The sequence below is a fragment of the Pseudomonas sp. AC532 genome, assembly GCF_979258965.1.
In genome coordinates this window covers 2,216,432-2,236,955 of sequence record NZ_OZ409888.1, presented here as the reverse complement: position 1 = coordinate 2,236,955, position 20,524 = coordinate 2,216,432, and the positions used below count along the sequence as shown (strand labels likewise).

The window sequence follows — 20,524 nt, the reverse complement described above, 5'->3', positions numbered from 1 at the left end:
AGCGGTGGTTCTCAGCTTGCTGAATGCACCGTCACAAGTGCTCTTTGGTATTCGTCGTCCAGGCGCGCGATCAGTCGGTTTACCGAGGGCGGATCCTCACTGCTGCCTACGCCCTGGCCGGCCGACCACAGCGCCTTCCAGGCTTTGGCTTGCTCGTCGAGCGGCTTGAATGTGCTGCCTGGTGAGCGCCTTGCAGCGCCTGCATATCGAAGCCAGCGCGCGCCAGGCTCTGGCGCATGAAACTGGCGGCTACGCCGGAACCCACCGGCATGTGAATGATGTCGCTGGCGCGTGCCTCTGTCACGGTGGAGCATGGGCGCGGCAATCAGCGGCAAGCGCTGGCGGTCGGCAAACAGGGCAGGCAGCGACATGGTGACGTCTCCAGGCCGTTGGGTCAGAACGGTTTGACCACCACCAGAATGACGATGGCGATCAACAGCAACACGGGCGCCTCGTTGAACCAGCGATAGAACACGTGGCTGCGCTTGTTCTCGCCGCGGGCCAGGCGTTTGTACATGGCGCCGCACACATGGTGATAGCCGACCAGCAGCACCACCAGCGTCAGCTTGGCATGCATCCAGCCCTGGCTCATCCAGCCTGGCACCATCACCAGCAGCGCGATGCCGAACACCAGCGTGGCGATCATTGCCGGGGTCATGATGCCGCGGTACAGCTTGCGCTCCATCACGCTGAAGCGTTCACGGCTCGGCTCATCCTCGCTCAGGCTGTGGTAGACGAACAGCCGCGGTAGATAGAACAGGCCGGCGAACCAGCAGACCAGGGCGATGATATGCAGGGCTTTGATCCACAGGTAGAGCATTGCTGTTCCTCTCGGCTGAATTAGTGCCCCGATACTAGTGCCCAGGCCGCCGATAGTCATCAAGACGGTTGGCCGCAGGCGGGTGCACCTTTATGATCGACATCTTTGTGCACCTGCCTCGAGGCACCCGATGCCCGCATTTCCTCATTTCACCGCTCCCTCGCCTGGCTGCAGGCCTCGCCTCTGCAGGTGGCAGCGCTGATGTCGGGTTGGGAAGTGCGGCCCAGTAATCGTGCTCAGGAGCGTCGACTTCGTGTTGCCCTGGTGCTGCTGTTGATGGCGGTACCGGGCGCTTTCTATCTGGGCAGTTGGTGGCAGGGCAAGGCGATGCGCGAAGAGCGCGTTGAGGTGCAGGCGCTACAGGGTCGACTCGACGAGCAGGCGCAGGAAGTCGATGAGCTGCGTCAGCGTATGGCCGTGCTGAGCAGCGGCGAGCAGTTGGCCCAGCAGTCCAACGAGCAGAGCCGCCAGACCATCAAGTTGCTCGAAGAGCAGAATTTCAAACAGCAGCAGGAGTTGGCCTTCTACAAAGGGGTGCTGGCGCCGGATAGCCGCGCGGATGGGCTGCTCATTCGCACCTTCGATATCCACCCCACCGAGCAGGCGGGGCTGTTTCGCTTCAAGATCATGCTCAGCCGTATCGGCAAGGATGACAAACCGATGCAGGGGCGTTTGCAGGTGCAGGTCGACGGCCGCCAGGATGGCAAGGCAAAGAGCCTGCCGCTGGTCCAGTTGAGCGCGGATCTGCCAGAGGGCTCGAGCGTCCAGTCGATCCCGTTCGCCTTCAAGCATTTACAGGCGATTCCGGAGGGTGGGCGGCTCGGCGAGCTACAGTTACCGGAGGGCTTCGAGCCGCAACAGATACGGATCAAGGCTGATGTCGAGGGTGGCAAGCCCGTCGAACGTCAAATCGAATGGACTGACTGATAAGTGATGGTTGGCGATGTGGAATAAAGGCAAGGGCAAGACCGACATGCAGCGCTTCACTGGCAAAACCAGCCTGATCGCCGCGGGCGCGGTGTTTCGTGGTGACCTGGAGTTTCAGGGGGCCGTGCAAATCGATGGCAGGGTGCTGGGCAACATTCTTACCGAAGAGGGGCTGGTGCGCGTCAGCGTCGAAGGGCAGGTTGAAGGCGAGGTGCGAGCGCCCCATATCGTGATCGATGGCGAGATCCACGGTGATGTCTACGCCAGCCAGCACGTCGAACTGGGCGCGCGGGCTCGAGTGCGCGGCAACCTCTATTACGGTCTGATGGAAATGGCCATGGGAGCGCAGGTCGAGGGAGGTTTGCGCCCTCTCAAAGAGCAGGGCAGACCGTTGGAGCTGCCGGAAAGCGTGGGCGACGCACAATAGTTGACCACTTTTCTCGGGTAAGCGGATAATGTAGCGCTACAACGCAGTATGGCGCCTGGCGCCGGGAGAGAAACATGAGCGTCGAAACCTTCACCCCCACCGCAGCGATGCAGTTCACGCAGGGGGCGGCAAGCAAGGTTAAGAACCTGGTCGATGAGGAAGGCAACCCGCGCCTGAAGCTGCGCGTGTTCGTCACGGGCGGCGGCTGCTCCGGGTTCCAGTATGGCTTCACCTTCGATGAAGACGTTGCCGATGATGACACCATCATCGAGCGCGAAGGTGTCGCTCTGGTCGTCGACCCGATGAGTTTTCAGTATCTGGTCGGCGCCGAAGTGGATTATCAGGAAGGCCTGGAGGGATCTCGCTTCGTGATCAAGAACCCGAATGCCACCACTACCTGCGGTTGCGGCTCGTCCTTCTCCATCTAAGTCAGGTTGTAACGAAAACGCCGCGCACATGCGCGGCGTTTTGCATTGTGCAGGCGGATGCCGGCCTAGGCCGGATAGATTGCTCCCAGCACGCGCAGGCCGCGTGCCCCGGTCACCTCCGGGCGGTTACCGGGAATGCCGTGCAAGCAGCAATGAGCCAGCCAGGCAAAAGCCATCGCCTCGACCCAGTCGGCCGGGACGCCGTGATCGTCTGTGCGACTCACGCGCGTTTCTGGCAGCAATGCCTGCAAGCGCGCAAGCAGCGCCCCGTTGTGCGCTCCGCCCCCGCACACCAGCAATTCGCTGCAGTCGGGTTGGGCCCGCCGCAGTGACGACGCGATGCTGGTGGCGGTGAGTTCCAGCAGCGTGGCCTGCACGTCTTCTGCTTTGCACGCCGGGTGTTGCTGCAACTGTTGTATCAGCCATGGCAGGTTGAACAGTTCGCGCCCGGTGCTTTTCGGACCGGTTGCCTGGAAGAAGGGATCGTCAAGCAAGGTGTCGAGCAGGTCTGGCTGCACCTGTCCGCTGATGGCCCAGGCACCGTCGCGATCAAAGGCCTGTGCGCGGTGATGGTGAATCCAGGCGTCCATCAGCACGTTGCCGGGGCCACAGTCGAAGCCAAGCGCTGGCTTGCCGTGCTCCAACAGGCTGAGATTACTGAAACCGCCCACGTTCAGTATCGCCCGGGCCGCGTCGGGCCGGGCGAACAGCGCTTCGTGGAAGGCAGGCACCAACGGTGCGCCCTGGCCACCCGCTGCCACATCCCGGCGGCGGAAGTCGGCCACCACGGTGATGCCGGTCAGCTCGGCGAGCAGGGCAGCATTGCTGAGCTGGATGGTGAAGCCGCGTGCTGGTTCATGGCGCACCGTCTGGCCGTGGCTGCCAATGGCGCGGACGGCCCGGGGCTCGAGCTTCTGTTGCGCCAAGAGGCTGTGCACGCCCGCGGCAACCAACTCCGCCCACTGCTGTTCGGCAAGCGCCGCCCGCGCGAGCTCGTCGGCACCAGGGCTGCAGAGTGCCAGCAACTGTTCGCGGAGCGAGTCGGGGAGGGGCTGGTAATGGTGGGCGAGCAACCGGGTGTGCTCGCCTTGTTCGACAAGGGCGATATCCAGCCCATCGAGGCTGGTGCCGGACATCACGCCCAAATAGAGCACTCGCTTAACGCTTGTTCAGCGCGAGCATGGTGGCTTTTTCCTGATCCATGCGTGCCATCAGAGGTTTGCTCATCTGCAGGAAGCGCTGCTTTTCCTGGCGGGCGATTGGATCGGACATCGGCAGCTTCTGGCTCAGCGGGTCCACATGGGTACCGTTGACCTGGAACTCGTAATGCAGGTGCGGGCCGGTGGACAGGCCGGTGGTGCCGATGTAGCCGATGATCTGGCCCTGCTTGACGTTACCGCCGGTGCGTACGCCCTTCGCGAAGCCCTGCATATGCGCATAAAGCGTGCGATAGCGGTTGCCATGCTGCAGTACCACGGTATTGCCGTAACCGCCCTTGCGACCAGCGAGGACTACCTTGCCGTCGCCGGCTGCCTTGATGGGAGTACCCCGGGGAGCGGCGTAATCCACGCCTTTGTGGGCGCGAATCTTGTTGAGGATCGGATGCTTGCGGCCGTTGGAGAAGCGCGAGCTGATGCGGGCGAAATCCACCGGCGTACGGATGAATGCCTTGCGCATGCTGTTGCCGTCGGCATCGTAGTAGGTAGCGTTGCCCTGCTTGTCGGTGTAACGCACCGCGGTGTAAGTCTTGCCGCGGTTGGTGAAGCGTGCGGAGATGATATTGCCGCTACCAACCGATTTGTCGCCGACCACTTTCTCCTGATAGATGACTTCGAATTCGTCGCCCTGGCGAATGTCCATGGCAAAATCGATGTCGTAACCAAAAATGTTGGCCAGGTCCATGGTCAGGTTGTGCGACAGGCCGGCGCGCTTGGCCGACACGAACAGCGAGCTGTTGATCACGCCGTGTGCGTAAGCATCGCGCACCTCCGGCTTGACCAGTTCACGCTTGAAGTCGTAGCCCTTGTCCGTCTTGCTCAGGCTGATGCTTTCCAGGTCGCTGAGCTTGCTGTGCAGGCTTTCCAGCTGGCCGTCTTCGCTGAGTTTGAACTGCAGCTCCTGGCCGACCTTGAGGCGGCTCAGCTGCTTGGCTTCCTTGCTGCTGTTGATCACGTCATGCAGGGTGTTGGCAGAGAGACCAACCTTGCCGAAAACCGTGGAAAGCGTGTCGCCATTGGCCACGGCGACGGTCTTGCTGAGCGGGTCTTGCGGTGGTTGTTCGGCAACTTTCGGCTCGGCATCCAGCTCGGCGTTCTGGGTTTCTTCGCTGCTTTCTATCTGCGCGAATGGCGATTGCTCGGCTGTTTGCTCCTGTTGCTCCTGGACGATCTCGGTAGGGGGCGTTGGCAGACCCTGCTGCGCCTGTTCCGAGCCATTGTCCATATCGAGATTGAGGAAGGTTTTCTTGGCTTCTACCTCTCGGGAGGGAAATACCAGAAGGGCCAGGCTTAGCAGGGCGGCTACGCCGCTCGCTGCGATGATGTGGGTTTTTGGATAGAGCGGCGGCGCTTTAGTTGTAGAGGTCATAGGGCTGCTTTTTTGAAGTGAAAAGATGAAGAGGAAAAGATGAAATGATGAATATGCAGTAACTGTATAAAATATAACCAAATCCACCCCGAGGCAACCCTGAAGGTGATGGCTGGTGCGGCGATGGCTTTGCACTGGGCAAAACTTGTCATTTGTCCGTGATCTTGTATGGTTGGTTCCCTTTTGAATTCGGTGGTTGTGAGCCCTATGAAGTCGGTTGAAGAGCAGCTCGCGCTGATCAAGCGCGGTGCGGAAGAAGTCCTGGTTGAAGCGGAGCTGATCGAGAAGCTCAAGCGTGGTGAACCGCTGCGTATCAAGGCAGGCTTCGACCCCACGGCCCCTGATCTGCACCTGGGGCACACCGTGTTGATAAACAAGTTGCGCCAGTTCCAGGAGCTGGGGCATCAGGTGATCTTCCTGATCGGCGACTTCACGGGGATGATCGGCGACCCCAGTGGCAAGAGCACCACGCGCCCGCCTTTGACGCGCGAGCAGGTGCTCGATAACGCCGAGACCTACAAGCAGCAGGTATTCAAGATTCTCGACCCGGCGAAAACCGAGGTGGCCTTCAACTCCACCTGGATCAATGAGCTGACACCTGCCGACTTTATCCGTCTGGCTTCGCAATACACAGTGGCGCGCATGCTTGAACGAGATGACTTCGACAAGCGCTACACCGGCAATCAACCCATCGCCATTCACGAGTTTCTCTACCCGCTGGTTCAAGGCTACGACTCCGTGGCGCTGCGTGCCGACGTGGAGCTGGGAGGTACCGACCAGAAGTTCAATTTGCTGATGGGGCGTGAGCTGCAGCGAGCATATGGACAGCCGTCCCAGTGCGTGGTCACCATGCCGCTGCTCGAAGGCCTGGATGGCGTGAAGAAGATGTCCAAGTCGCTGGGCAACTATATCGGTATCCAGGAAGCGCCTGGTGTCATGTACAACAAGCTGGTGTCAATGCCGGATGCCTTGATGTGGCGCTACTTCGAGTTGCTGAGCTTCCGCTCCATGGATGAGATCGGCCAGTTCAAGGCGGATGTCGAGAAGGGTGCCAATCCGCGTGATATCAAAATCAAGCTGGCCGAGGAGATCGTCGCGCGCTTCCATGGTGAGGAGGCAGCTGCAAGCGCACACCGTTCTGCCGGTAACCGTATGAAGGAAGGTGAGCTGCCCGAGGATCTGCCGGAGGTCGAGCTCGCCTCTGCCGAAGACATGCCCATCGCGGCCCTCCTTAATAAGGCAGGGCTGGTAAAGAACGCAGCGGTCGCTCGCGACTTGCTGGGTTCTGGTAGCGTGCGGGTCGATGGCCAGGTGGTGGACCGTGCTTTCGTTTTCAAACTCGGTGCGACCCATGTCTGTCAGGCCGGTAAGAAGGCCTTTGCACGAATTACCCTGAAATCCGAACAAACCTGAAATAAACGGTTGACCTAGGAATCTGGCGGCCTATAATGCGCACCACTTCCGGCGCGGCCTGATCTGAAAACTCCTTGTAAAACAAGAAGTTAGGTGAAAATAAGGGTTGCACGGACGGCGAATTCGAGTAGAATGCGCCGGCATCGACAGGGTGGTTTGAGTGTTCTGTTGGTGGCTCGATCAGGTTGGATCGAAAGCGGTTGAAGAGGTGGTTGACAGCGGTTTGTAACGCTGTAGAATGCGCCTCCCGCTGGAGAGAAGATGATCTGGTGGGGTGCTGCAAGGTGTTGAGAAGAAAGAAAAAGTTCTTCAAAAACAGCTTGACAGGAAATGAGGCTGCTGTAAGATGCGCGCCTCGGTTGAGACGAAAGACTTAACCAAACGTTCTTTAACAACTGAATCAAGCAATTCGTGTGGGTGCTTGTGGGTTAAGACTGAGGATCGCAAGATTATCAGCATCACAAGTAAACACTCGTTAATTCGAGAGTTAACTCTTTAGCAATAAAGAGGTTTGCGATTGCTGAGCCAAGTTTAGGGTTTTCTCAAAACCCATGCAGTATTGAACTGAAGAGTTTGATCATGGCTCAGATTGAACGCTGGCGGCAGGCCTAACACATGCAAGTCGAGCGGATGACGGGAGCTTGCTCCCTGATTCAGCGGCGGACGGGTGAGTAATGCCTAGGAATCTGCCTATTAGTGGGGGACAACGTTTCGAAAGGAACGCTAATACCGCATACGTCCTACGGGAGAAAGCAGGGGACCTTCGGGCCTTGCGCTAATAGATGAGCCTAGGTCGGATTAGCTAGTTGGTGAGGTAATGGCTCACCAAGGCGACGATCCGTAACTGGTCTGAGAGGATGATCAGTCACACTGGAACTGAGACACGGTCCAGACTCCTACGGGAGGCAGCAGTGGGGAATATTGGACAATGGGCGAAAGCCTGATCCAGCCATGCCGCGTGTGTGAAGAAGGTCTTCGGATTGTAAAGCACTTTAAGTTGGGAGGAAGGGTTGTAGATTAATACTCTGCAATTTTGACGTTACCGACAGAATAAGCACCGGCTAACTCTGTGCCAGCAGCCGCGGTAATACAGAGGGTGCAAGCGTTAATCGGAATTACTGGGCGTAAAGCGCGCGTAGGTGGTTTGTTAAGTTGGATGTGAAAGCCCCGGGCTCAACCTGGGAACTGCATCCAAAACTGGCAAGCTAGAGTACGGTAGAGGGTGGTGGAATTTCCTGTGTAGCGGTGAAATGCGTAGATATAGGAAGGAACACCAGTGGCGAAGGCGACCACCTGGACTGATACTGACACTGAGGTGCGAAAGCGTGGGGAGCAAACAGGATTAGATACCCTGGTAGTCCACGCCGTAAACGATGTCAACTAGCCGTTGGGTTCCTTGAGAACTTAGTGGCGCAGCTAACGCATTAAGTTGACCGCCTGGGGAGTACGGCCGCAAGGTTAAAACTCAAATGAATTGACGGGGGCCCGCACAAGCGGTGGAGCATGTGGTTTAATTCGAAGCAACGCGAAGAACCTTACCTGGCCTTGACATGCTGAGAACTTTCCAGAGATGGATTGGTGCCTTCGGGAACTCAGACACAGGTGCTGCATGGCTGTCGTCAGCTCGTGTCGTGAGATGTTGGGTTAAGTCCCGTAACGAGCGCAACCCTTGTCCTTAGTTACCAGCACGTTATGGTGGGAACTCTAAGGAGACTGCCGGTGACAAACCGGAGGAAGGTGGGGATGACGTCAAGTCATCATGGCCCTTACGGCCAGGGCTACACACGTGCTACAATGGTCGGTACAAAGGGTCGCCAAGCCGCGAGGTGGAGCTAATCCCATAAAACCGATCGTAGTCCGGATCGCAGTCTGCAACTCGACTGCGTGAAGTCGGAATCGCTAGTAATCGTGAATCAGAACGTCACGGTGAATACGTTCCCGGGCCTTGTACACACCGCCCGTCACACCATGGGAGTGGGTTGCACCAGAAGTAGCTAGTCTAACCTTCGGGAGGACGGTTACCACGGTGTGATTCATGACTGGGGTGAAGTCGTAACAAGGTAGCCGTAGGGGAACCTGCGGCTGGATCACCTCCTTAATCGAAAGATCCCAGCTTATTCATAAGCACCCACACGAATTGCTTGATTCATTGCGAAAGACGATTGGGTCTGTAGCTCAGTTGGTTAGAGCGCACCCCTGATAAGGGTGAGGTCGGCAGTTCGAATCTGCCCAGACCCACCAATTGTTGAGGGTGCAGGCCTTGAAAGTATTTGGGGCCATAGCTCAGCTGGGAGAGCGCCTGCCTTGCACGCAGGAGGTCAGCGGTTCGATCCCGCTTGGCTCCACCACTTACAGATGTTGATGCGTATAGAGTTCAGAAATGAGCATTCCTGTTTAGGCAGATGAGTGTTGATTTCTGGTCTTTGACCAGTCGAAAAATCGTTCTTTAAAAATTTGGGTATGTGATAGAAGTGACTGATTGATTACTTTCACTGGTAATTAATTTGGTCAAGGTAAAATTTGCGTTGTTCTCAAGTGCAAATTTTCGGCGAATGTCGTCTTCACGTTATAGACAGTAACCAGATTGCTTGGGGTTATATGGTCAAGTGAAGAAGCGCATACGGTGGATGCCTTGGCAGTCAGAGGCGATGAAAGACGTTGTAGCCTGCGATAAGCTTTGGGGAGTCGGCAAACAGACTGTGATCCAGAGATCTCTGAATGGGGGAACCCACCTAGCATAAGCTGGGTATCATGCACTGAATACATAGGTGCATGAGGCGAACCAGGGGAACTGAAACATCTAAGTACCCTGAGGAAAAGAAATCAACCGAGATTCCCTTAGTAGTGGCGAGCGAACGGGGACTAGCCCTTAAGTTAATTTGAGATTAGTGGAAGGCTCTGGAAAGTGCCGCCGTAGTGGGTGATAGCCCCGTACACGAAAATCTCTTATCAATGAAATCGAGTAGGACGGAGCACGAGAAACTTTGTCTGAATATGGGGGGACCATCCTCCAAGGCTAAATACTACTGACTGACCGATAGTGAACTAGTACCGTGAGGGAAAGGCGAAAAGAACCCCGGAGAGGGGAGTGAAATAGATCCTGAAACCGTATGCGTACAAGCAGTGGGAGCAGACTTGTTCTGTGACTGCGTACCTTTTGTATAATGGGTCAGCGACTTATATTCAGTGGCGAGCTTAACCGAATAGGGGAGGCGTAGCGAAAGCGAGTCTTAATAGGGCGTTTAGTCGCTGGGTATAGACCCGAAACCGGGCGATCTATCCATGGGCAGGTTGAAGGTTAGGTAACACTGACTGGAGGACCGAACCGACTACCGTTGAAAAGTTAGCGGATGACCTGTGGATCGGAGTGAAAGGCTAATCAAGCTCGGAGATAGCTGGTTCTCCTCGAAAGCTATTTAGGTAGCGCCTCGTGTATCACTGCTGGGGGTAGAGCACTGTTTCGGCTAGGGGGTCATCCCGACTTACCAAACCGATGCAAACTCCGAATACCAGCAAGTGTCAGCACGGGAGACACACGGCGGGTGCTAACGTCCGTCGTGAAAAGGGAAACAACCCAGACCGTCAGCTAAGGTCCCAAAGTTATGGTTAAGTGGGAAACGATGTGGGAAGGCTTAGACAGCTAGGAGGTTGGCTTAGAAGCAGCCACCCTTTAAAGAAAGCGTAATAGCTCACTAGTCGAGTCGGCCTGCGCGGAAGATGTAACGGGGCTCAAACCATACACCGAAGCTACGGGTTCATCTTAGGATGAGCGGTAGAGGAGCGTTCTGTAAGCCTGTGAAGGTGAGTTGAGAAGCTTGCTGGAGGTATCAGAAGTGCGAATGCTGACATGAGTAACGACAATGGGAGTGAAAAACTCCCACGCCGAAAGACCAAGGTTTCCTGCGCAACGTTAATCGACGCAGGGTGAGTCGGCCCCTAAGGCGAGGCAGAAATGCGTAGTCGATGGGAAACGGGTTAATATTCCCGTACTTCTAATTACTGCGATGGAGGGACGGAGAAGGCTAGGCCAGCACGGCGTTGGTTGTCCGTGTTTAAGGTGGTAGGCTGAGATCTTAGGTAAATCCGGGATCTTAAGGCCGAGAGCTGATGACGAGTTGTCCTTTGGGACGATGAAGTGGTTGATGCCATGCTTCCAGGAAAAGCTTCTAAGCTTCAGGTAATTAGGAACCGTACCCCAAACCGACACAGGTGGTTAGGTAGAGAATACCAAGGCGCTTGAGAGAACTCGGGTGAAGGAACTAGGCAAAATGGCACCGTAACTTCGGGAGAAGGTGCGCCGGTGAGTGTGAAGGGTTTACCCCGTAAGCACATGCCGGTCGAAGATACCAGGCCGCTGCGACTGTTTATTAAAAACACAGCACTCTGCAAACACGAAAGTGGACGTATAGGGTGTGACGCCTGCCCGGTGCCGGAAGGTTAATTGATGGGGTTAGCTAACGCGAAGCTCTTGATCGAAGCCCCGGTAAACGGCGGCCGTAACTATAACGGTCCTAAGGTAGCGAAATTCCTTGTCGGGTAAGTTCCGACCTGCACGAATGGCGTAACGATGGCGGCGCTGTCTCCACCCGAGACTCAGTGAAATTGAAATCGCTGTGAAGATGCAGTGTATCCGCGGCTAGACGGAAAGACCCCGTGAACCTTTACTATAGCTTTGCACTGGACTTTGAGCTTGCTTGTGTAGGATAGGTGGGAGGCTTTGAAGTGGGGACGCCAGTTCTCATGGAGCCAACCTTGAAATACCACCCTGGCAACCTTGAGGTTCTAACTCTGGTCCGTTATCCGGATCGAGGACAGTGTATGGTGGGTAGTTTGACTGGGGCGGTCTCCTCCTAAAGAGTAACGGAGGAGTACGAAGGTGCGCTCAGACCGGTCGGAAATCGGTCGTAGAGTATAAAGGCAAAAGCGCGCTTGACTGCGAGACAGACACGTCGAGCAGGTACGAAAGTAGGTCTTAGTGATCCGGTGGTTCTGTATGGAAGGGCCATCGCTCAACGGATAAAAGGTACTCCGGGGATAACAGGCTGATACCGCCCAAGAGTTCATATCGACGGCGGTGTTTGGCACCTCGATGTCGGCTCATCACATCCTGGGGCTGAAGCCGGTCCCAAGGGTATGGCTGTTCGCCATTTAAAGTGGTACGCGAGCTGGGTTTAGAACGTCGTGAGACAGTTCGGTCCCTATCTGCCGTGGACGTTTGAGATTTGAGAGGGGCTGCTCCTAGTACGAGAGGACCGGAGTGGACGAACCTCTGGTGTTCCGGTTGTCACGCCAGTGGCATTGCCGGGTAGCTATGTTCGGGAAAGATAACCGCTGAAAGCATCTAAGCGGGAAACTTGCCTCAAGATGAGATCTCACTGGAACCTTGAGTTCCCTAAAGGGCCGTCGAAGACTACGACGTTGATAGGCTGGGTGTGTAAGCGTTGTGAGGCGTTGAGCTAACCAGTACTAATTGCCCGTGAGGCTTGACCATATAACACCCAAACAATTTGGCTGTTAGACGGTAGAAGTCGACAGTAATGCCGAAAATTTGTAAAACGAACACGCAACACCAACTGATATCACATACCCAATTCGGGGAAGCGACCTAAAAACCGACTCCCCAACCGGATTGCTTGACGACCATAGAGCGTTGGAACCACCTGATCCCATCCCGAACTCAGTAGTGAAACGATGCATCGCCGATGGTAGTGTGGGGTCTCCCCATGTGAGAGTAGGTCATCGTCAAGCTTCTACCAGAAACCCCAGATCTCGACAGAGGTCTGGGGTTTCGTCTTTGTGGCGGCAAAAAAGTAGGTCAGCCGCCAGGGAAAAGAAAGGCGGGGCCGTGGGCGCAGGCAGTAGCCTCGTAATGCGCTGTTCAGTGCGGTGCGTTGGCTTTACGAGTCGGCTCATGGTCATCTTGCGCGCAGGCTGACTGGGCCGACACGCGCGCTGGAGGGGCGGATATGCCTTCGTGAGGCAGCGAGACCGTCAGGCGACTCTCTCTCCTCGCTGCATGAGTTGCTGCTCTGCCTGCCGAGCCGTCCTGCCTCTGCAAGTCGTTCGGCTTGCGACTGCTTTCCCGCCATCGGTAGGCAGTAGGGAAAGGCATCGTTATCATGCGCACCTTATTGCACGGCAGGTTTGGCATGCAGCCTTTATTACGACTGTTACAAGATGGCCAGTTTCATTCGGGCGAAGAGCTGGGGGCCGCGCTTGGGGTTAGCCGTGCGGCGATCTGGAAGCAATTGCAAACGCTCGAGGCTGAATTTGACCTTGGTGTTCACAAGGTGCGGGGGCGCGGTTACCGCCTGGAGGCGCCGTTGTCGCTGTTGAATCTCGAGGCGCTTGATGCACCGGGCGCCTGGCCCGTGACGCTTTTGCAGCAGGTCGACTCGACCAACACTCATGGGTTGCGTCAGCTGGCATCCGGTGCGGTGCCGCCCTTTCTGGTGGTCGCCGAGCAGCAAACCGCAGGTCGTGGCCGGCGAGGGCGTGGTTGGGTAAGCCCCTATGGGGAGAATCTGTACTACAGCCTGGTGCTGCGCATTACCGGGGGGATGCGCCAGATCGAGGGGCTGAGCCTGGTCGTAGGCCTAGCATTGCTGCAGACGATTCGCGAGGCTGGTGTTTTGAATGCTGGCTTGAAATGGCCGAATGATCTACTGGTAGATGGTCGCAAAATCGCCGGCATACTGCTGGAATTATCCGGTGATCCGGCGGATGTCTGCCATGTGGTCATTGGAATTGGGGTCAATATCAACATGCGAATGGTGACCCGCGAGACCATCGATCAACCCTGGACCTCCATTCGGCAGGTCTTGGGGGAGCAGGTTGATCGCAACCATTTCGTCCGCGCATTGAGTGATCAGCTCAAGCGCTATTTGCACGTGCACCAGGCCGAGGGTTTTCGCGCGCTGCGTCAGCAGTGGGAGGCCGGCCACCTCTGGCAGGGTCGCGCTGTATCGCTGACCGCTGGCTCGCAGTCTGTGCAGGGCCGCGTTTTGGGCGTCGATGACACCGGCGCATTGCGCCTCGAGGTTGATGGCGACGAGCAGGTTTTCAGTGGCGGGGAGCTCAGTTTGAGGTTGCGCGATGATTCTTGAGCTTGATTGTGGCAACAGTTTTATAAAGTGGCGTGTCTTGCCCAGGCTTGGCGACACGCGGATAGCCGCGGCCGGCGTTGCGGGAGCGGATGAAGAGCTGCTGGTTGCCCTGGCTACGCGCTTTCCTGGTGAGCTGTTTACCTGTCGCCTGGTCAGCGTGCGCACTAACGAAGAGACGCGCCTTTTGGTCGATGCGTTGAAAGCGCGTTTCGGTATCGACTGCCTGATCGCTTCGCCAGCCAATGAGCTTGCGGGCGTAAGCAATGGCTATGAGGACTACCAGCGCCTGGGTCTCGACCGTTGGCTTGCTGTGGTAGGTGCTTACAGCCTCGAGCGCGGGGCCTGCCTGGTGCTCGATCTAGGTACAGCGGTAACCTCGGATTTCGTCAGTGCCTCGGGGGCGCATCTCGGTGGCTTCATCTGTCCCGGAATGCCGTTGATGCGCAATCAGCTGCGCACGCATACCCGGCGCATTCGCTATGACGACGCCATCGCCGCGCAGGCTCAGCACAGCCTCACGCCTGGTCGGTCAACGGCGGAGGCGGTGGAGCGCGGCTGCCTATTGATGTTGCGCGGCTTCGTCGATACCCAGCTAGCGCTCGCGCGGGAGCAGTGCGGCGAAACCGTCACGGTGTTCCTGACCGGCGGGGACGCGGCGCTGGCCGCTGACTGGGTGCCCGCGGCGCGGGTTATGCCGGATCTGGTCTTTACAGGCTTGGCGATCGCCTGTCCGATCAAGGGGAAATAACGATGCGCTGGATTTTCATGCTCCTGGTGGTGCTGAACGCCTTTTATTACGTGTGGCATCAGCAGCAGGCGCCCATGCATGCCAAGGAGGTCGCGCCATTGTCGATGTATCAGGAGAGTCGGCGTGACATTCAACTGTTGAGTGAGTCCGAGCCGCAGCAGCGGCGTGCGACGGCTCCCGCGCAGGTGCCCCCTGCAGAAGCTGTGTGTCTGTTCTTGGGAAGCTTCGAAGAGGCTGAGCAGGCGGAGCAGGTCGAGCAGCGTCTGCTCAGCCTGGATATTCGCTCGCGATCCCAGGTAGTCGAGTCGGCTGGGGCGGTCGACTATTGGGTATATCTGCCGCCTTTGGCATCGCGACAGGCGTCGCTCAGGCAGTTGCGCGAGTTGCAGGCACGCAAGATCGACAGCTACATCATCACGCAGGGAGACCTGTCCAATGGTATCTCCCTTGGCATATTTCCACGCCATGACTCGGCTGATAGCGTGATCACGCGCTTGCGCGCTGCCGGGTACGAGCCGTTGCTGCGCGAGCTGCCTCGCGCCAACCGCAGTAACTGGGTACGCATCGCTCCCGAAAGCCGGCGTTTGGTCGATGATTCGCTGCTCCAGCGATTGTCTTTGGACTTCAACGGCTTACAACATCAATTAATGCCATGCGAGGGGGTTGCAAGCCCTCGATAGAATGCATAGAATGGCGCCCGCTTCGCAGGGTGGACGCCTTAACCGGTGTGTATGCGGAGCTGCTGTTAGTGTCGCTAAGCTCAGGTTTTTAAATGAGAAAGTGCTTGACAGTAGGGTGGCAGATATTGAGAATGCCGCCTCCTTATGGAGGGATTCCCGAGCGGCCAAAGGGATCAGACTGTAAATCTGACGTCATCGACTTCGAAGGTTCGAATCCTTCTCCCTCCACCAGATTTAAGCGTGAGCTGCAGGCTCCGCGGGCATAGTTCAGTGGTAGAACCTCAGCCTTCCAAGCTGATGATGCGGGTTCGATTCCCGCTGCCCGCTCCAGCTTTGTTGGTCGTGCACTGTATTTGCTCATGTAGCTCAGTTGGTAGAGCACACCCTTGGTAAGGGTGAGGTCAGCGGTTCGAATCCGCTCATGAGCTCCATTTAATAAAGGCAGATATGAAAGTATCTGCCTTTGTTTTAATGGCGGTATCACTCGCTGAATTCTTCGTTCGGAGACGGTCAAAATGGCTAAAGAAAAGTTTGAACGTAACAAGCCGCACGTCAACGTTGGCACCATCGGTCACGTTGACCACGGTAAAACCACTCTGACCGCTGCTCTGACCCGCGTCTGCTCCGAAGTATTCGGTTCGGCCAAGGTCGACTTCGACAAGATCGACAGCGCGCCGGAAGAGAAGGCTCGTGGTATCACCATCAACACTGCGCACGTTGAGTACGACTCTGCCGTACGTCACTACGCGCACGTTGACTGCCCGGGTCACGCTGACTACGTCAAGAACATGATCACCGGTGCTGCCCAGATGGACGGCGCTATCCTGGTTTGTTCGGCTGCCGATGGTCCGATGCCTCAGACTCGCGAGCACATCCTGCTGTCGCGTCAGGTAGGCGTACCGTACATCGTCGTGTTCCTGAACAAGGCTGACATGGTTGATGACGCCGAGCTGCTGGAGCTGGTGGAAATGGAAGTGCGCGATCTGCTGAGCACTTACGACTTCCCGGGCGACGACACGCCGATCATCATCGGTTCCGCACTGATGGCTCTGAACGGCCAGGACGACAACGAGATGGGCACCACTGCCGTCAAGAAGCTCGTCGAAACGCTGGACAGCTACATCCCGGAGCCGGTTCGTGCAATCGACCGTCCGTTCCTGATGCCGATCGAAGACGTATTCTCGATCTCCGGCCGCGGCACTGTAGTGACCGGTCGTGTAGAGCGCGGTATCGTCAAGATCCAGGAAGAAATCGAGATCGTTGGTCTGCGTGACACCACCAAGACCACCTGTACCGGTGTTGAGATGTTCCGCAAGCTGCTCGACGAAGGTCGTGCTGGCGAGAACTGCGGTGTACTGCTGCGCGGCACCAAGCGTGACGACGTAGAGCGTGGTCAGGTTCTGGCCAAGCCAGGCACCATCAAGCCGCACACCAAGTTCGAAGCTGAAGTGTACGTTCTGTCCAAGGAAGAAGGTGGTCGTCACACCCCGTTCTTCAAGGGCTACCGTCCACAGTTCTACTTCCGTACCACTGACGTGACCGGTTCGTGCGAACTGCCGGAAGGCGTTGAAATGGTAATGCCGGGCGACAACATCAAAATGGTTGTCACCCTGATCAAGCCGATCGCCATGGAAGATGGTCTGCGTTTCGCGATTCGCGAAGGCGGCCGTACCGTTGGTGCTGGCGTGGTTGCCAAGATCGTCGAGTAATCGGTTGATCTATCCCCCTCGGGCCGGCATAATGGTCGGCCTGATTTTGTTCTAGGTCAGTAGCTCAATTGGCAGAGCGACGGTCTCCAAAACCGTAGGTTGGGGGTTCGATTCCCTCCTGACCTGCCATTTTCTAGCGAATTTGGCGAGTCTTCTCACAGGATCCTTGTTCATGAATGTTAAGGCTGAAGCCAAAGACTCTCGCTTCGATCTGCTTAAGTGGATTGTGGTGGCTCTGCTTGTTGTTGCAGGGGTTGTCGGTAATCAGTACTTCTCTGGTGAGCCGATTCTGTATCGCGTTGTCGGTCTGCTCGTGCTGGCTGTGGCTGCCGCCGCTGTTGCCTTGCAAACTGCCAAGGGTCAGGCCTTCTTTAGCCTGGCGAAGGAAGCTCGCGTCGAGATTCGCAAGGTTGTCTGGCCGACGCGCCAGGAAACCACGCAAACCACGCTGATCGTCGTCCTTGTCGTCATTGTGATGGCATTGGTGTTGTGGGGGCTCGATTCGCTCCTCGGTTGGCTTGTGTCGTTTATTGTAAGTTGAGATAGGGTGTCCCGTGGCTAAGCGTTGGTACGTTGTGCATGCTTACTCGGGTTACGAGAAGCATGTAATGCGTTCGCTCATTGAGCGCGTAAAATTCGCTGGAATGGAAGATGATTTCGGCGAGATTCTGGTCCCCACCGAAGAAGTGGTGGAGATGCGTAACGGCCAGAAGCGCAAGAGCGAGCGAAAGTTCTTTCCAGGCTATGTGCTTGTACAGATGGAGATGAACGAGGCGACTTGGCACTTGATCAAGGATACGCCGCGCGTGATGGGCTTCATCGGTGGTACTGCCGACAAGCCTGCGCCGATCACTGAAAAAGAGGCTGATGCCATTCTGCGTCGTGTTGCCGATAGCGGCGACAAGCCCAAGCCCAAGACGCTCTTCGAGCCGGGCGAGATGGTTCGTGTCACTGATGGTCCGTTCGCTGATTTCAGCGGCGTCGTCGAAGAAGTCAATTACGAGAAAAGCCGCATCCAGGTGGCGGTGACCATTTTCGGTCGCTCTACCCCGGTCGAGCTGGAGTTCAGTCAGGTCGAGAAGTCGTAACTGACAACCGCATCCCTTACCCCCGCAGTCATAGGCTGCGGGGTTTTGTTGTCACTGGGATAAACAGGAAATAGTCGGGGAGCCGAAAGGCGCTAGAACCCGTAACTGGAGTAGCTAATGGCTAAGAAAATCACGGCTTATATCAAGCTGCAAGTAAAGGCCGCTCAGGCCAACCCGTCGCCACCTGTGGGCCCAGCCCTGGGTCAGCACGGCGTGAACATCATGGAATTCTGCAAGGCGTTCAACGCCAAGACCCAGGGCATGGAACCTGGTCTGCCGACTCCAGTGATCATCACTGTATACAGCGACCGTAGCTTCACCTTCGAAACCAAGAGCACCCCGGCTTCCGTGCTGCTGAAGAAAGCAGCTGGTCTGACCAGCGGTTCGGCCCGTCCGAACACTGTCAAGGTCGGTACCGTTACCCGTGCGCAGCTCGAAGAGATCGCCAAGACCAAGCAGGCCGATCTGACTGCAGCTGACATGGATGCGGCCGTGCGTACCATCGCCGGTTCCGCTCGTAGCATGGGCCTCAACGTGGAGGGTGTGTAATGGCTAAGCTGACCAAGCGCCAAAAGGCCATCGCGGCCAAGATCGAGCCGGGCAAGGCCTACAGCTTCAACGACGCTGCTGCGTTGCTGGCTGAAATCTCCGCCGTCAAGTTCTCCGAGTCTGTCGATATTTCGATCAACCTCGGCGTTGACCCGCGTAAATCCGACCAGGTTGTTCGCGGCGCTACCGTTCTGCCGAACGGCAGCGGCAAAACCGTTCGCGTTGCAGTCTTCACTCAGGGTCCGGGCGCTGAAGCTGCTCTGGCTGCCGGTGCTGACCGCGTAGGTATGGACGATCTGGCTGCTGAAATGAAAGGCGGCGACCTGAACTACGACGTCGTCATCGCATCCCCGGATGCCATGCGCGTTGTTGGCCAGCTCGGCCAGGTACTCGGCCCGCGCGGTCTGATGCCGAACCCGAAGGTCGGCACCGTGACCCCGGACGTTGCTACCGCAGTCAAGAATGCCAAAGCTGGTCAGGTGCGTTTCCGTACCGACAAGAACGGCATCATCCATGGTTCTGTTGGCAAGGTTGGCTTCGAAGCCGACAAGCTGAAGCAGAACGTGGAAGCACTGCTGTCCGATCTGAAGCGCCTGAAGCCGTCGACCTCGAAAGGCATCTACGTCAAGCGCGTGACCTTGAGCACCACCATGGGCCCAGGTCTGCTGATCGACCAAGGTTCGCTGGACGCTTAACGAATGACTGCAGGCGCACCTGGTGCGACTGCAGCGATAAATTGGGGTCCCTGCCTGGCGGGGGCTATCCAAGACCGTAGGGGGTGTAAGCCTCAAACCGGAAGAGCGATCTTCCACCCTACGCAGATGGTGCTCCCGATTCTTACCGAATCAGACACCAAAACGCCGTCCGGCTCAGGCCGGGCGAAACGGTAACATCCAGGAGTAAACCCGTGGCAATTAAACTCGAAGACAAGAAGGCCATCGTCGCTGAAGTCAACGAGGCTGCCAAAGCTGCCCTGTCCGCTGTCGTGGCTGATGCCCGTGGCGTGACCGTAGCTGCTATGACCGGACTCCGTAAAGAGGCCCGCGAAGCTGGCGTGTACGTGCGTGTCGTACGTAACACCCTGCTCAAGCGCGCCGTTGAGGGCACTCAGTATGATGTGCTCAACGACGTGTTCAAAGGCCCGACCCTGATCGCTTTCTCCACTGAACATCCGGGCGCTGCTGCTCGTATCTTCAAGGATTTTGCCAAGGGTCAGGACAAGTTCGAGATCAAGGCAGCTGCGTTCGAGGGTCAGTTCCTCGCAGCCAATCAGATCGACGTACTGGCAACTCTGCCGACCTATGACGAAGCCATTTCCCAGCTGATGAGCGTGATCCAAGGCGCTACCAGCAAACTGGCTCGTACTCTGGCGGCCGTTCGCGACCAGAAAGAAGCCGCTGCCGCTTAAGGCACGTCATTCGTTCTCGCGCTTATTTGTTTAATTTGACGGTCGCGAAGGCTGTCCCCCAATACAGGAATTAGAGTCATGGCTCTGTCTAACGAAGACATCATCGAAGCAATCGGTCAGAAATCCGTTCTGGAAGTCGTTGAACTGATCAAGGCAATGGAAGAGAAGTTCGGCGTTACCGCCGCTGCTGCTACCGTTGCTGCTGCTGGCCCGGCTGCTGCCGTTGCTGAAGAGCAAACCGAGTTCAACGTCATCCTGACTGAAGCCGGCGAGAAGAAAGTGAACGTCATCAAAGCCGTTCGCGAACTGACCGGTCTGGGTCTGAAAGAAGCTAAAGCAGTTGTTGACGGCGCTCCTGGCATCGTTAAAGAAGGCGTGTCGAAAGACGAAGCCGAAGCTGCCAAGAAAGCTCTGGAAGAAGCAGGCGCCAAAGTCGAGCTCAAGTAAGCGACGACCTTGCGTCTACAGCCCGCGCTACTCGCACAAGGCTGACGGCTGGTGGCTCTTGCCACCGGCCTTTTTCCGTTCTGACTCGGCTGTTCGATGGCCCAGGCTTGGAACGTGAAAGACCCACCAATGAGGTGGAGCAAACCTAGGGTTTGCACGAGTTTCTGGCTGCTCCCGTCGGAGAAGCC

The 20,524-nt window shown here is 57.0% G+C and carries 17 protein-coding genes, 6 tRNA genes, 3 rRNA genes and 1 pseudogene; 23 read left to right on the top strand and 4 right to left on the bottom strand.

Going from position 1 to position 20,524, the window contains the following annotated elements; genetic code table 11:
• Positions 1-11: 11 nt before the first annotated feature.
• A pseudogene (locus tag ACZ0AV_RS10755) lies at positions 12-295 on the bottom strand (nitronate monooxygenase); the annotation flags it as partial.
• Between the two features lie 99 nt (positions 296-394).
• Entirely contained in the window at positions 395-820 is a 426-nt protein-coding gene (hemJ, locus tag ACZ0AV_RS10750) for a protoporphyrinogen oxidase HemJ (RefSeq protein WP_499151000.1), read from the bottom strand.
• A 201-nt stretch (positions 821-1,021) separates the two neighbouring features.
• Between hemJ and ACZ0AV_RS10745 the strand changes: the two genes are divergently transcribed.
• From ACZ0AV_RS10745 to erpA, 3 genes are all read left to right on the top strand, one after another.
• Positions 1,022-1,747, top strand: a complete 726-nt coding sequence (locus tag ACZ0AV_RS10745) for a DUF6776 family protein (protein ID WP_499150999.1) — start codon at positions 1,022-1,024, stop codon at positions 1,745-1,747.
• Positions 1,748-1,763: 16 nt separating this feature from the next.
• Positions 1,764-2,174 carry a bactofilin family protein gene (locus ACZ0AV_RS10740; protein WP_499150998.1) on the top strand — a complete coding sequence of 137 codons (411 nt, stop codon included), beginning with the start codon at positions 1,764-1,766 and terminating at the stop codon, positions 2,172-2,174.
• A 74-nt stretch (positions 2,175-2,248) separates the two neighbouring features.
• Positions 2,249-2,602 (top strand): iron-sulfur cluster insertion protein ErpA, encoded by a 354-nt coding sequence (gene erpA / locus ACZ0AV_RS10735; protein ID WP_042554330.1) that lies wholly within the window; start codon positions 2,249-2,251, stop codon positions 2,600-2,602.
• Between the two features lie 65 nt (positions 2,603-2,667).
• On the opposite strand, the gene ACZ0AV_RS10730 is transcribed toward erpA, so the two are convergent.
• The gene (locus ACZ0AV_RS10730; RefSeq protein ID WP_499150997.1) at positions 2,668-3,756 is read right to left on the bottom strand and encodes an anhydro-N-acetylmuramic acid kinase; all 1,089 of its coding nucleotides are present in this window, start codon (positions 3,754-3,756) and stop codon (positions 2,668-2,670) included.
• 4 nt (positions 3,757-3,760) lie between these two features.
• The gene (locus tag ACZ0AV_RS10725) at positions 3,761-5,188 is read right to left on the bottom strand and encodes a peptidoglycan DD-metalloendopeptidase family protein (RefSeq protein ID WP_499150996.1); all 1,428 of its coding nucleotides are present in this window, start codon (positions 5,186-5,188) and stop codon (positions 3,761-3,763) included.
• A gap of 207 nt (positions 5,189-5,395) precedes the next feature.
• On the opposite strand from ACZ0AV_RS10725, the gene tyrS reads away from it, so the two are divergent.
• From tyrS to rplL, 20 genes are all read left to right on the top strand, one after another.
• Positions 5,396-6,601, top strand: a complete 1,206-nt coding sequence (gene tyrS, locus ACZ0AV_RS10720; RefSeq protein ID WP_499150995.1) for a tyrosine--tRNA ligase — start codon at positions 5,396-5,398, stop codon at positions 6,599-6,601.
• A gap of 561 nt (positions 6,602-7,162) precedes the next feature.
• Positions 7,163-8,699: ribosomal RNA gene (locus tag ACZ0AV_RS10715) — 16S ribosomal RNA — on the top strand.
• Between the two features lie 66 nt (positions 8,700-8,765).
• A tRNA-Ile gene (locus tag ACZ0AV_RS10710) sits at positions 8,766-8,842 on the top strand.
• A gap of 31 nt (positions 8,843-8,873) precedes the next feature.
• Positions 8,874-8,949: transfer RNA gene (locus ACZ0AV_RS10705), tRNA-Ala, on the top strand.
• A gap of 252 nt (positions 8,950-9,201) precedes the next feature.
• Positions 9,202-12,092 (top strand): 23S ribosomal RNA (locus ACZ0AV_RS10700).
• Positions 12,093-12,233: 141 nt separating this feature from the next.
• Positions 12,234-12,349 (top strand): 5S ribosomal RNA (rrf, locus tag ACZ0AV_RS10695).
• The 16S, 23S and 5S rRNA genes sit together here with 2 tRNA genes alongside, the layout of an rRNA operon.
• A gap of 401 nt (positions 12,350-12,750) precedes the next feature.
• Positions 12,751-13,707, top strand: a complete 957-nt coding sequence (gene birA / locus ACZ0AV_RS10690) for a bifunctional biotin--[acetyl-CoA-carboxylase] ligase/biotin operon repressor BirA (RefSeq protein ID WP_499153344.1) — start codon at positions 12,751-12,753, stop codon at positions 13,705-13,707.
• Positions 13,697-14,455, top strand: coding sequence for a pantothenate kinase (locus ACZ0AV_RS10685; RefSeq protein WP_499150994.1), 759 nt, complete (start codon positions 13,697-13,699; stop codon positions 14,453-14,455). The genes birA and ACZ0AV_RS10685 overlap by 11 nt, the downstream gene beginning before the upstream one ends.
• A gap of 2 nt (positions 14,456-14,457) precedes the next feature.
• Positions 14,458-15,135, top strand: coding sequence for an SPOR domain-containing protein (locus tag ACZ0AV_RS10680; RefSeq protein ID WP_499150993.1), 678 nt, complete (start codon positions 14,458-14,460; stop codon positions 15,133-15,135).
• A 146-nt stretch (positions 15,136-15,281) separates the two neighbouring features.
• Positions 15,282-15,366, top strand: a tRNA-Tyr gene (locus ACZ0AV_RS10675).
• A gap of 25 nt (positions 15,367-15,391) precedes the next feature.
• Positions 15,392-15,465 (top strand) — tRNA-Gly (locus ACZ0AV_RS10670).
• Between the two features lie 25 nt (positions 15,466-15,490).
• Positions 15,491-15,566: transfer RNA gene (locus tag ACZ0AV_RS10665), tRNA-Thr, on the top strand.
• Positions 15,567-15,650: 84 nt separating this feature from the next.
• The gene (gene tuf, locus ACZ0AV_RS10660) at positions 15,651-16,844 is read left to right on the top strand and encodes an elongation factor Tu (RefSeq protein ID WP_499150985.1); all 1,194 of its coding nucleotides are present in this window, start codon (positions 15,651-15,653) and stop codon (positions 16,842-16,844) included.
• 53 nt (positions 16,845-16,897) lie between these two features.
• A tRNA-Trp gene (locus ACZ0AV_RS10655) sits at positions 16,898-16,973 on the top strand.
• 43 nt (positions 16,974-17,016) lie between these two features.
• Positions 17,017-17,385, top strand: coding sequence for a preprotein translocase subunit SecE (gene secE / locus ACZ0AV_RS10650; RefSeq protein WP_499150992.1), 369 nt, complete (start codon positions 17,017-17,019; stop codon positions 17,383-17,385).
• A gap of 13 nt (positions 17,386-17,398) precedes the next feature.
• A complete protein-coding gene (gene nusG, locus ACZ0AV_RS10645; RefSeq protein WP_042553193.1) occupies positions 17,399-17,932 on the top strand; it encodes a transcription termination/antitermination protein NusG in 534 nt (177 codons plus the stop codon).
• Between the two features lie 117 nt (positions 17,933-18,049).
• A complete protein-coding gene (gene rplK, locus ACZ0AV_RS10640; RefSeq protein ID WP_025167734.1) occupies positions 18,050-18,481 on the top strand; it encodes a 50S ribosomal protein L11 in 432 nt (143 codons plus the stop codon).
• On the top strand, positions 18,481-19,176 hold the full coding sequence (rplA, locus tag ACZ0AV_RS10635) for a 50S ribosomal protein L1 (protein ID WP_499150991.1): 696 nt from the start codon (positions 18,481-18,483) through the stop codon (positions 19,174-19,176). Before rplK ends, rplA begins: the two co-directional genes overlap by 1 nt.
• A gap of 212 nt (positions 19,177-19,388) precedes the next feature.
• Positions 19,389-19,889, top strand: a complete 501-nt coding sequence (gene rplJ / locus ACZ0AV_RS10630) for a 50S ribosomal protein L10 (RefSeq protein WP_499150990.1) — start codon at positions 19,389-19,391, stop codon at positions 19,887-19,889.
• A 78-nt stretch (positions 19,890-19,967) separates the two neighbouring features.
• Positions 19,968-20,336, top strand: coding sequence for a 50S ribosomal protein L7/L12 (rplL, locus tag ACZ0AV_RS10625; protein WP_499150989.1), 369 nt, complete (start codon positions 19,968-19,970; stop codon positions 20,334-20,336).
• Positions 20,337-20,524: the final 188 nt, after the last annotated feature.